The organism is Barnesiella sp. An22 (assembly GCF_963931395.1).
In the GTDB taxonomy this organism is placed as follows: Bacteria; Bacteroidota; Bacteroidia; order Bacteroidales; family Barnesiellaceae; genus Barnesiella; species Barnesiella merdigallinarum.
Genome location: NZ_OZ007014.1, coordinates 1,983,106 through 1,995,581 on the forward strand (window position 1 = coordinate 1,983,106; position 12,476 = coordinate 1,995,581).

Consider the following 12,476-nt stretch of genomic DNA (forward strand, 5'->3'; position numbering starts at 1 on the left):
CGATTGACTATTATTGGCCTTCGATAGCTTTCAGTTTCTCGGCATCGTTCAAGTTGTAATAGATGTTGCGCAACGCATACTTATAGTCCGGTTCATCGGGTTTCAGTTCGTATGCTTTTTCGTAGTACGGACGCGATTTTTCGAACAGAGGAATTACCTCTTTTTCACGAGCTTCGGTATATTTTACGTTGTCGGTAATCGAGCTGATTTCGTTGTTTTTCTGTACGGCGAGGTTGAAGTAGATACGACCCATGTTGCCCAGAGCATCGGCATAGGTAGGATTGATTTCGATAGCCTTCTCGAAGCACTCGATCGATTGGTCGTATTTCTTTTGCGACTCGTACAGATTACCTTTTACATTCCAATACTCGGCTTTGTCGGGTTCTTCGGCCAAGATGGCATCGAGCGTGGCGATAGCCTCGTCGTACTTACCGCTGTAGATATAGAGGTTAATCAGTTTCAGCGTGTAGGTATTTTCTTTTTGCATTTTGGGCTGGCCGTTCTCGTCCATCACCGTGTTGCCCATTTCGTCTTTAACCTCTACCATTTCGTTTTTGAACAGCTTCTCGCCTTCCTGGAGGGTTTGAATCAGGTTGACAGTGTCTTGAGTTTGCTCATATTCGTAAACGAGGTATTTGTAGATGTCGTTCTGGTTGTAGCCGTTGCCTTTAGCGTCGTTCAGTGCGCTGATAGCCAGAGCGTGATCTTGTGTCTGCAAGGCAGCCAAAGCCCGGTTGAACTCCAGAATGGCGATAGTCGAGTCGGCAGGAAGACCGCTTTTCTCACCCTTCATAATCGAGAGTTTGGGAATGTCCAGGTAGATACCCCACACATCGTAGGCTTTCTTGTAGTCTTTCTGTGTGAAATAGTATACGCCGGCATTGGCAAATCCATCGATGTTTTGTTTCAGTGTTTTACGAATGTCTTTTACATATTTGGGCTTTACTTTGCCTTTTTCGTTAGGCAGCGTATCGAGCGCGATAGATTTCAGGAAATACTCGTAGCTTTTTACCAGAGCGTCGTACATGGGACCGTCGCCGTCTTTCAACGTCATACCCAATGTTTTCTGAACATTGTCTTTTTCGAAATAGGTGTTTTCGATGAAACCGGCTACATACCAAGTCTTGGCATCGTCTTTCGATTCGGGATCGGTCAGTGCACCCTGAATGGTGGTACGGGCCTCCTGGAAGTTGGGATTCTCCATCTTGGCTTCGCTGAAAGCTCGGTTCACCGCTTTCTTTTGGCCAAATGCGCAAATGACTGAAAGCAGTAATACTGCGGTTAATGTTGTTTTTTTCATTGCGTGTTTATTTTAGGATTAACAATTTATTCTGCAATTTCGGTGACGTTGTCGTCCTGCATGTTCTCATCGACACTGTCCGACAAGACTTTGCAGACCGAAGCAATTTCGTCGTTCCGTTTTTCGAGGTTGATTAACCGAACACCTTGCGTAGCACGGCCCATGACACGCACGTCGGCTACCTTCATGCGCAACGTGATACCCGACTTGTTGATGATGACCAGGTCGTTCTCGTCGGTTACACACTTAATGGCAACCAGATAACCGGTCTTGTCGGTGATGTTCAAGGTCTTCACACCCTTACCACCGCGGTTGGTTATGCGGTAGTCTTCGATGAGCGAGCGTTTGCCGTATCCCTGCTCCGAAACCACCATGATGGTCTCTTTCTCGGGGTCGTTTACGCAAATCATTCCTACTACGGCATCGTCGTCGTTGTCGAGGGTCATACCCTTTACACCGGTAGCATTACGTCCCATTTCACGTACGGCGCTCTCGTGGAAGCGGATGGCCCGGCCGTGACGGTTGGCAATGACAATCTGGCTGTCGCCCGTGGTGAGCCGCACTTGTATCACCTGGTCGTCTTCGCGAATGGTGATGGCATTCACACCGTTCTGGCGAGGACGCGAATAGGCTTCGAGTTTGGTCTTCTTGATGATACCCTTGCGCGTACAGAAGAGCAGGTTGTGCGACATGTTGTATTCGGGGTCTTGCAACCGTTTCACGCGGATAAAGGCATTTACCTTGTCGTCCGAGTCGATATTGAGCATATTCTGTATGGCCCTACCCTTCGAGCTCTTGGAGCCTTCGGGTATCTCGTATACCTTGAGCCAGTAGCATTTACCTTTCTGCGTGAAGAAGAGCATGTAGTTGTGCATCGAAGCGGGATAGATATATTCGATGAAGTCTTCTTCGCGGGTGTTGCTGCCCTTGGCCCCTACTCCACCCCGGTTTTGTGCACGGAATTCGGAGAGCGGCGTACGTTTGATATAGCCCATGTGCGAGATGGTGATAATCATCTCGTCGTCGGCATAGAAGTCTTCGGCATTGAACTCTTCGGACGAGTAGACGATTTCGGTCTTGCGCTCGTCGCCATATTTCTCTTTGATTTCGATAAGCTCGTCTTTTATCACCTTCATGCAGACCGCTTCGTCGGCCAAAATCTGGTGATAATAGGCAATCATCTTTTCGATTTCGGCATACTCGTTTCTCAGTTTGTCCTGGTCGAGACCGGTCAACTGACCGATACGCATATCGACAATGGCCTGAGCCTGCTTGTCGCTGAGCGAGAAGCGCTCCATCAGGCGCGTGCGGGCCTCTTCGCGAGTCTGCGAAGCTCTTACAATCTTGATAACCTCGTCGATGTGGTCCGATGCAATAATCAGACCTTCGAGTATATGGGCCCGCTCCTCGGCTTTGGCCAGGTCGAATCGAGTCCGGCGCAAAACCACTTCGTGACGGTGGTCAACGAAAGATTCGAGCAGTTGTTTCAGGTTCAAGGTTTGAGGACGACCATGTACCAGTGCAATGTTGTTGACGCTGAACGACGACTGCAGGTCGGTCATTTTGAACAGCTTGTTCAGCACCACGCTGGCGTTGGCATCTTTCTTGACTTCGATAACGATGCGCATGCCGGCACGGTCGGACTCGTCGTTGATGTTCGAGATTCCGTCCAGACGCTTCTCTTCGACCAGGTCGGCGATTTTCTTAATCAATTCCGACTTGTTGACGGCATAGGGAATTTCCGATACGATAATCGATTCGCGACCCGTCGAGCTGTCTACCTCGATTTCGGCTTTGGCACGGATGACGATACGACCGCGGCCTGTTTCGAAAGCATCCTTTACACCGGCATAGCCGTAGATGATGCCCCCTGTGGGGAAGTCGGGAGCCTTGATATATTGCATCAACTCCTCGATGGTGATGTCGCGGTTGTCGATCAGAGCAACCGAAGCATCGATACACTCCGACAGGTTGTGAGGCGGCATGTTGGTCGCCATACCTACGGCAATACCCGAGGCCCCGTTTACCAGCAGTTGCGGTATGCGGGTGGGCAATACGGTAGGCTCTTCGAGCGTGTTATCGAAGTTGGGGGTAAAATCGACCGTATCCTTTTCAATATCGCGAAGCGTCTCTTCGGCAATGCGCGAGAGTCGCGCCTCGGTATAACGCATGGCGGCAGGGCTGTCGCCGTCGACCGAACCAAAGTTACCCTGGCCGTCGACCAGCGGGTAACGCAAGGACCACGGTTGGGCCATACGTACCAGTGCATAGTATACCGACGAATCGCCGTGCGGGTGATACTTACCTAATACGTCACCGACGATTCTCGCAGATTTCTTGTAAGGTTTATCCGATGTGTTTCCCAGTTTGTCCATACCGAACAACACCCGGCGGTGTACCGGCTTGAAACCGTCGCGCACATCGGGCAAGGCTCGAGCTACAATCACCGACATGGAGTAATCGATGTAGGCCGATTGCATCTCTTGATTGATGTCTATCTTTAGAATTCTATCCTGGTCAATCATTTATTAGTGAAAATTGGTTATACATTGATTCTTTAGCGTACAAAGATACCAATTTTTTGAAAAAACCGAGGTATCTCCCTCAATAAATAATCTTCGGCAAATGGGAAAATTCGGCATGTTATTTGTTATACACAAGAAATAATATTTACCTGCCAATATTTGGCGTAAAGGTGGTATATTTGCTAAATCAATATAAGGAGACAGATTTGTTTATGGAAAGAAACTTTTCACAACATGTAAAGGAAATTCTCGGTTACAGCCGGGAGGAAGCCGAACGCCTTCAAAATTCCAACATCGTTCCCGAGCATTTGTTGCTGGGGATTATACGCGATGGGGCCAATCGGGCTGTCGATGCCTTAGTGGGGCTGGGTGCTTCTCTTCGCACGATAAAGAGTTCGCTGGAAAATGAACTATCCGCTTCCAACAATCACATGGAACAGCAGTCGAGCGAGCTGACTATCAGTAAAAGCACAGACAGAGTGTTGAAAATGAGTATGCTCGAGGCTCGATTTATGAAGAGCCAAGAGACCGACTCGGAGCACTTGTTGCTGGCCATTTTGAAAGAATCGGATTCTCCGGCTGCGAAAATACTCCATACGAACGACATCACCTACGACGAAGTGTCGGCCTTTTTAAAAGGTGAAGCGACTGGCGAAGCAGAGGCCGAACAACACCCCTCCCCTCGTGGTATGGGAGCCGGTTTTACCGACGACGATGACGACGAACTGGAGGATGAGCGCAACTATCGCCGCGAACAACAGCAAGGCGGCAGTGGCAGCAGCGCTTCGACACAGCGCAGCAACAACGATACACCCGTGCTCGACAACTTCGGTACCGATATGACCAAGGCGGCCGAAGAGGGTCGTCTCGACCCCGTCGTAGGCCGTGACAACGAGATAGAGCGGCTGGCCCAGGTATTGAGCCGCCGGAAGAAGAACAACCCGGTACTCATCGGTGAGCCGGGTGTGGGCAAATCGGCTATTGTCGAGGGGCTTGCTCTGCGCATCGTGCAGCGTAAGGTATCGCGTGTGTTGTTCGACAAACGGCTCATTTCGCTCGACATGGCTTCGATTGTAGCCGGCACCAAGTATCGCGGACAGTTCGAAGAGCGCATCAAGGCTATCTTGAACGAACTCTCGAAAAACCCCAATATCATCTTGTTTATCGACGAGATTCACACCATCGTGGGGGCCGGTGGCGCTACCGGTTCGCTCGATGCGGCCAACATGCTGAAGCCGGCACTTTCGCGGGGCGAGATACAGTGTATCGGTGCCACCACGCTCGACGAGTATCGCAAGAATATCGAGAAAGACGGAGCCTTGGAGCGTCGGTTCCAGAAGATTATGGTCGAGCCTACGACACCCGAAGAGACCCTGCAGATTCTCAACAACATCAAGGGCCGTTACGAAGACCATCACAACGTAACCTATACCGACGCTGCGCTGGAGGCTTGTGTCAAATTGACAGACCGCTATATCAGCGACCGGAATTTCCCCGACAAGGCCATCGATGCCTTGGACGAAGCGGGAGCCCGGGTACATGTGTCGAACATTACGGTACCTAAGGAGATCGAGAGTCTGGAGGCTCAAATCGAGACTTGCCGCGAGGACAAGATAAACGCCGTGAAATCGCAGAATTACGAATTGGCAGCCAGCTTCCGCGACAAGGAGAAGGAGTTGCAGCTCTCTCTGGAGACGGCCAAAGACAACTGGGAGAAACAGATGCAGCAACACCGCGAGATTGTCGACGAAGAGAAAGTAGCCGAGGTGGTAGCCATGATGACCGGCGTGCCCGTGCAGCGTATTGCTCAGGCCGAAGGCAACAAACTGCTGGCCATGGCTGGAGAACTGAAGCGCGAAATTATCGGTCAGGATGAGGCTGTAGACAAAGTGGTGAAGGCCATACAGCGCAACCGGGTGGGATTGAAAGACCCCGACAAGCCTATCGGTACCTTTATGTTCCTGGGTCCGACGGGCGTAGGTAAAACGCATCTGGCCAAGAAGTTGGCCGAGTATCTGTTCGACTCGAAAGATGCCCTTATCCGCATCGACATGAGTGAATATATGGAGAAGTTCACCGTGTCGCGGCTCGTTGGTGCCCCTCCGGGATACGTGGGTTACGAAGAGGGTGGCCAGCTCACCGAGAAGGTACGCCGCAAACCCTATTCGGTCGTACTGCTCGACGAGATAGAGAAGGCTCACCCCGATGTATTCAATCTGCTGTTGCAGGTCTTGGACGAAGGCCGGTTGACCGACAGTCTGGGTCGTCGTATCGACTTCAAGAATACCATCCTGATTATGACTTCGAACATCGGTACCCGCCAGTTGAAGGATTTCGGCCAGGGCGTAGGTTTCTCGACCAATACCGTTTCGGAGAAAGACTACTCGCGGGGTGTCATCCAAAAGGCTCTGAACCGTGCCTTTTCGCCCGAGTTCCTGAACCGTATCGACGACATCGTCATGTTCGACCAGCTCGACAAGAAAGCCATCTTCCAGATTATAGACTTGGAATTGAGCGGCTTCTACAAACGGGTAGAGACGTTGGGGTATCACCTCGAAATCACCGATGCTGCCAAAAACTTCATTGCCGAGAAGGGGTACGATGTGCAGTTCGGTGCCCGACCCTTGAAACGGGCCATCCAGAAATATCTCGAGGATGAGTTGGCCGAGATGATTATCCGGGCTACCGTTCAGGAGGGTGATACGATACGGGTCGACTTCGACCAGGAAAATCACAAAATCGTTTCGTCGATTATCGACTCGAAGAAAGAGGCGTGACACGACAGAAAGAGAATAAGCCAAAATGTCAGACTTTTTGAGTCTGGCATTTTTTTTGAAAAAATTTCGAGTAGAAAATTGTAACAATAAAAACATATAACCATGCAAAAAGGTACTATCGGGGTTACAACCGACAACATCTTCCCCGTTATCAAAAAGTTTTTGTACAGCGATCACGAAATATTCTTGAGAGAGCTGGTATCCAATGCCGTCGATGCTACGCAGAAACTGAAGACTCTGGCATCTTTTGGCGACTTCAAAGGCGAGCTGGGTGCGATGAACGTATCGGTTTCGATCGACAAGAAGGCCGGCACGCTTACCATCTCCGACCACGGTATAGGCATGACGGCCGAAGAGATAGACAAATATATCAACCAGATTGCCTTTTCGGGTGCTGAAGAGTTTCTGGAGAAATATAAAAACGATGCCAACGCCATCATCGGCCACTTCGGCTTGGGCTTCTACTCCTCCTTCATGGTTTCGAAGAAGGTCGAGATTCGCACCTTGTCCTATAAAGAGGGGGCAAAAGGTGTCATGTGGAGCTGCGACGGTTCGCCTGCCTACGAGATGACCGACATCGACAAGAGCGAACGCGGTACCGATATTGTGTTGTATATCGACGATGAGAACAAGGAGTTCCTCGAAGAGCAACGCATCGAGATGCTGCTGAAGAAGTATTGCCGCTTCTTGCCCGTACCCGTTGTATTCGGTAAAGAGCAAGAGTGGAAAGACGGCAAATATGTCGATACCGACAAAGACAAAGTCATCAACGACTTGGAGCCGGCCTGGACTCGCAAACCGACCGACCTGACCGACGAGGATTACAGGAAATTCTATTCCGACCTCTATCCCGGCATCGACGAACCGCTCTTCTGGATTCACCTGAATATCGACTACCCCTTCAAGTTGACGGGTATTCTTTACTTCCCGAAAATCAAGAACAACATCGACATCAACCGGTATAAGATACAGCTGTACTGCAACCAGGTATTTGTAACCGATTCGGTCGAAGGTATCGTCCCCGACTTCCTGATGTTGCTGCAAGGTGTCATCGACTCGCCCGACATCCCGCTGAACGTATCGCGTTCGTACCTGCAAAGCGACTCGAATGTGAAGAAGATTTCGGGTTACATCACCAAGAAGGTGGCCGAACGTTTGCAAGAGATTTTCAACAGCGACCGCAAACAGTTCGAAGAGAAATGGGACGACCTGAAGATCTTCATCGAGTACGGTATGCTCTCGGACGAGAAGTTCTACGAACGGGCTCAGAAATTCGTTCTGCTGAAAGATACCGAAGAGAAATACTACACCCTCGACGAGTACAAGACGCTGATTGAAGGCAACCAGACCGACAAGGACGGACAACTCATCTACCTGTATGCCACCGACAAGGAGGCCCAATACAGCTACATCGAGACCGCTACCGCGAAGGGTTACGATGTGTTGCTGATGAACGGTCAGTTAGACCCCCACTTCATCGGTATGTTGGAGCAGAAGTTGGGTAAATGTCGTTTCGTACGGGTCGACAGCGACTTGATAGACCGATTGATTCAGAAGAGCGACAACAAGTCGTCGGTTGCCCTCAATGAGCAACAGCGCGAAGTGATGACTACGGTATTCAAATCGCAGATTCCTGTCATCGAGAAGAGCGACTTCCTGGTTATGTTCGAGCCCGTAGGTGCTACGGCACAACCTATCGTGATTACGCAGAACGAGTTCATGCGTCGTATGAAGGATATGGCTGCCATACAACCGGGTATGGCCATCTATGGCGAACTGCCCGACAGCTACAACCTCATTGTCAACACCGAGCACCCCTTGACGCAACGGATTATCGCCGACACCGAGTCGTCGTGCAAAGAGCAGTTGACCCCGATACTCGACGAGTTGAACACGGTCAATGCCGAAATCACCCGTCTGCAAGAGGCCAAGAAAGACAAGAAGGACGAAGAGGTACCCGTAGCCGACAAAGAGGCTTTGAAGAGTGCCGAAGAGAAGGCCAAGGAATTGCGTGCCAAAGAGTCGGACGTACTGAAGAGCTATGCCGACAAGAACCCGCTGGTTCGTCAGTTGGTCGACTTGGCTCTCCTCTCCAACAACATGCTGAAGGGCGAGGCTTTGAGCAACTTCATCAAACGCTCTGTCGAGATTCTTTAATGACTTGTTGATGCCGGTGAGGGGAACAGATATGAAGTAATACTTTATATCACCCTCTCACCCAGCATATAAAGCAATACTCAAATAGCGAATATAGATTTGCTGCATTACTGCAATCTATATTCGCTATTTTTTATTTATCTGTTAATAAACAGCTTATAGAATAAGTCCGCCTATCAACTCTTTTACCGACGAGATATGATTTTTTTCGAGATATTCGTCGATTCCGTCGACGATTTTCTCCGAAATCTGAGGGTCTATGAAGTTGGCGGTACCTACCTCGATGGCCGAAGCTCCGGCCAACAGGAATTCAATGGCATCGGTGGCATTCATAATACCCCCCAGCCCCACAATAGGAATCTTCACGGCATGATAGGTCTGCCAAACCATACGCAGGGCAATGGGTTTGACACAGGCTCCAGACAGTCCGCCAGTGACGGTCGAGAGTACCGGGCGACGCCGCTGCGCATCGATAGCCATACCCAGCAAGGTGTTGATTAACGACACGGCATCGGCCCCTTCGGCCTCGACGGCTCGGGCTATTTCGGTAATGTCGGTCACGTTGGGCGACAGTTTCACGATCAGTGTCTTCGGGTAGGCAGCCCGCACGGCCCGCACAACGGCAGCCGCACTCTGGCACGAGGTACCGAAAGCCATTCCGCCCTCCTTTACATTGGGGCACGAGATATTCAACTCGATGGCCGGGATACGGTCCAAGGCTGCAATCTTCTCGGCGGTAGCCACATAGTCCTCGACCGAGGCTCCCGACACATTCACCAGAAAGTGGGTATCGATCTCCTGGATACGGGGATAGATGTGCTCGATGAAATAGTCTACGCCCTTGTTCTGGAGACCTACGGCGTTGAGCATACCCGCAGGCGTCTCGGCCATACGGGGATACGGATTGCCCTCGCGATGATGCAGCGTGGTACCTTTGACTATGATACCGCCCAGACGAGACAGGTCGATGAAATCGGCAAACTCTTCGCCATAACCAAACGTCCCCGAAGCGGTCATCACCGGATTTTTCAGGGACAGTGCACCTATATTAACTTTTAAATCTGCCATTTGAGTTTTTCTATATTAAAGATAGGACCTTCTTTACATACACACACATGGCCTTCGACCGTGTCTTCTACACAGCAGAGGCAGGCACCCACGCCGCATGCCATTGTATTCTCGAGCGATACCTCGCAAAAGATATTCCGCTCACGGGCATACCGGGCCACGGCTACCATCATGGGCTTGGGGCCACACACATAGAGTCGGTCGAACGGCTGCTCGAGCACCGAGTGCTGAGTCACAAAACCTTTTTCTCCCAACGAACCATCTTCGGTTGAGATGTAAACCTCGCCCCACTGCTTGAACTGCTCGTATTGCAGCAGGTCTTTGTCGCTGCGGAAACCCAGCAGGAACCGGGGCGTATAACCCTTTTCCTTCAGGTATTTACCCCAGTAGAGCATAGGAGCTATACCCACACCGCCACCTACGAGCAGAATCTTCTCGTTCGGGTTCTCGGGGGGTGTAAAGGTATTACCCAGCGGCAGAACCAGGTTCAAGGTTTCGCCGGCCGGCAGAGCACACAGGGTACGGGTTCCCTCACCGGCTTTACGGATGAGCAACCACAACTCGTTGCGGTCATAATCGACAAAATTGATGGAGATAGGACGCCTCAAAAAGGTGGCGGGAGAGCGATCGACCCGCACCTCGACAAACTGCCCCGGCAGCATGGGGGGCAACGGTTGCCCGTTGGCAGGTGTCAATTTCAAGAGTGCATAGTTGTCATGCAACTGTACATTTTCGGCTATTCGAAAATCGAGAATGTATTTTTTCATAAATCTGTTTTACTGGCAAAATCCGGTGGTGAGACTCTTGCCTGACACCATGCCGGCAAGCATCCGCAACCTTGTTTTGCATTTCTTTGCAAAGATAGTGAAAGGCGAGAGCAGAGACAAATGGAAAGCACAGTTTTCGACATTTGACTTTGCCGAGCGTCTATATGGATATGGAAAGGTGGAAACAAAAAAGCCAAACTTGCAGGAGTTTTTTCTATCTTTGCTCCATGAAATACCAGCGAACCATCCAAGATTTCATCTCCGAATATGCCGATGCCGATACCAATCGGTTGCGGCTGATGAATATACAGGCCGACTTCGATGTGGCGTGGGCTATTCTGCAAATCGAGGCCCGCAAAAAAATTCGCCACAAATTGCCGGACTGGGCAGCTAACCCGAATCTGGTATTTCCCTCACTCCTCTCGACCGAGCAATGCTCTTCCGAACAGACGGCCCGGTATAAGCAACGACTCATCCAATCGGGCGATTTGGCCGACCTGACCGGAGGCTTGGGTATAGATACCTGTTACCTGGCGCAAAAGGCCACGCAGGTCGTTTACGTGGAGCGCATGGCCGAATATTGCCAGGCTGCCCGCTCCAACTTCAAATGGCTGGGGGCCGACAACATCACGGTGGTCGAGGATGACAGTACCCACTTCATACAGTATTGTAACCGCTGTTTCGATACGCTCTATATCGATCCAGCCCGGAGGGGAAGCGGCAACAAACGGATTTTTGCCCTCGACGAATGCGAGCCTAATGTGGTGGCACTGATGCCCCAACTGTTGCGCCATGGCCGACGTATTGTCGTGAAGGTTTCGCCTATGGCCGATATTTCGGCTATTCTGACGCTTTTGCCCGAGGTCGGCGAGGTACATGTCGTATCGGTACGAAACGAGTGCAAGGAGCTGCTTCTGGTCATAAACTCAGATACTTCAACCCAAGAGATGGCCACGACGATTCACTGTGTCGATATGGATGCCGCGGGTCGGGAATCTACGTTCACTTTCCGTCTCGATGAAGAGAGGCAACTCCCCCACTCTGCCCCTTGCGATACGGTGGCCCGATACCTGTACGAGCCCAACTCGTCTATTCTCAAAGCGGGGGCCTATAAATCGGTAGCGGCTGCGTATGGAGTCGACAAGTTGCAAATAAACAGCCATCTATATACATCGGATTGTTACCTGCCCGATTTTCCGGGACGGAAATTCGAGGTGGTCGAAGTCATCGATTTCAACGCCAAGAGTTTGAAAACGGTTGGGAAACAATATCCCCGCATCAACCTCTCGACGCGAAACTTTCCGCTCACGGCAAACGAGTTGCAAAAACGACTCAAGTGCAAAGACGGCGGCGAATTTTATCTCTTTGCCACCACCCTTGCCGACAATCGAAAGGTGTTGATTATTACCCGTAAAGCTATCAATGCTTGAACATGCGGTCCATCTGCCGCTTGTCTTCCCGCTCTTTAATCGAGTCACGCTTGTCGTACTCTTTCTTACCTTTGGCTATGGCTATGGTCACCTTGGCCAGCCCCTTGTCGTTGATGAAGACCCGGGTGGGAATGATAGAGAAACCCGACTCGCGCGAGGCCCGTTCGATTTTCGCAATCTCCTTGCGGTTGAGCAGCAGCTTGCGGTCGCGGCGCGACGAATGGTTGTTGTACGAGCCGTAGAAATATTCGGCGATATACATGTTTTTAATCCATACCTCGCCGTTGTTGACGTAGCAGAAAGAGTCGTTCAACCCCGCTTTGCCCAGCCTGATCGATTTGATTTCGGTCCCCGACAATACGATGCCGGCATTGAACGTATCGAGCAACTCGTAGTCGAAAGAGGCCCGTTTGTTGCGAATATTTATTTGTGGTAGTTTCATCGTTTAATCT

At 50.8% G+C, this 12,476-nt stretch carries 8 protein-coding genes; 3 read left to right on the forward strand and 5 right to left on the reverse strand.

From position 1 onward, the window contains the following. Nucleotides 1–10: 10 nt before the first annotated feature. Entirely contained in the window at nucleotides 11–1,231 is a 1,221-nt protein-coding gene (locus ABGT88_RS08145) for a lipopolysaccharide assembly protein LapB (RefSeq protein ID WP_158096819.1), read from the reverse strand. A 95-nt stretch (nucleotides 1,232–1,326) separates the two neighbouring features. After that, on the reverse strand, nucleotides 1,327–3,825 hold the full coding sequence (gyrA, locus tag ABGT88_RS08150; RefSeq protein ID WP_346701471.1) for a DNA gyrase subunit A: 2,499 nt from the start codon (nucleotides 3,823–3,825) through the stop codon (nucleotides 1,327–1,329). Nucleotides 3,826–4,037: 212 nt separating this feature from the next. Between gyrA and ABGT88_RS08155 the strand changes: the two genes are divergently transcribed. Both ABGT88_RS08155 and htpG read left to right on the forward strand, forming a co-directional pair. Beyond that, entirely contained in the window at nucleotides 4,038–6,602 is a 2,565-nt protein-coding gene (locus tag ABGT88_RS08155) for an ATP-dependent Clp protease ATP-binding subunit (RefSeq protein WP_087407450.1), read from the forward strand. 102 nt (nucleotides 6,603–6,704) lie between these two features. Then, complete coding sequence (gene htpG / locus ABGT88_RS08160) at nucleotides 6,705–8,759, forward strand: molecular chaperone HtpG (RefSeq protein WP_346701473.1); 2,055 nt, start codon at nucleotides 6,705–6,707, stop codon at nucleotides 8,757–8,759. A gap of 156 nt (nucleotides 8,760–8,915) precedes the next feature. Here the strand turns inward: htpG and ABGT88_RS08165 are convergent, their stop codons facing one another. Beyond that, complete coding sequence (locus ABGT88_RS08165) at nucleotides 8,916–9,827, reverse strand: dihydroorotate dehydrogenase (RefSeq protein ID WP_087407448.1); 912 nt, start codon at nucleotides 9,825–9,827, stop codon at nucleotides 8,916–8,918. Beyond that, nucleotides 9,815–10,594, reverse strand: coding sequence for a dihydroorotate dehydrogenase electron transfer subunit (locus ABGT88_RS08170; protein ID WP_258327560.1), 780 nt, complete (start codon nucleotides 10,592–10,594; stop codon nucleotides 9,815–9,817). Before ABGT88_RS08170 ends, ABGT88_RS08165 begins: the two co-directional genes overlap by 13 nt. A gap of 227 nt (nucleotides 10,595–10,821) precedes the next feature. Between ABGT88_RS08170 and ABGT88_RS08175 the strand changes: the two genes are divergently transcribed. Continuing rightward, nucleotides 10,822–12,024: a THUMP-like domain-containing protein gene (locus ABGT88_RS08175; protein ID WP_346701476.1), complete on the forward strand. Its 1,203-nt coding sequence runs from the start codon at nucleotides 10,822–10,824 to the stop codon at nucleotides 12,022–12,024. Here the strand turns inward: ABGT88_RS08175 and smpB are convergent. Continuing rightward, the gene (gene smpB, locus ABGT88_RS08180; protein ID WP_087407444.1) at nucleotides 12,014–12,466 is read right to left on the reverse strand and encodes an SsrA-binding protein SmpB; all 453 of its coding nucleotides are present in this window, start codon (nucleotides 12,464–12,466) and stop codon (nucleotides 12,014–12,016) included. The genes ABGT88_RS08175 and smpB overlap by 11 nt on opposite strands. Nucleotides 12,467–12,476 lie beyond the last annotated feature (10 nt).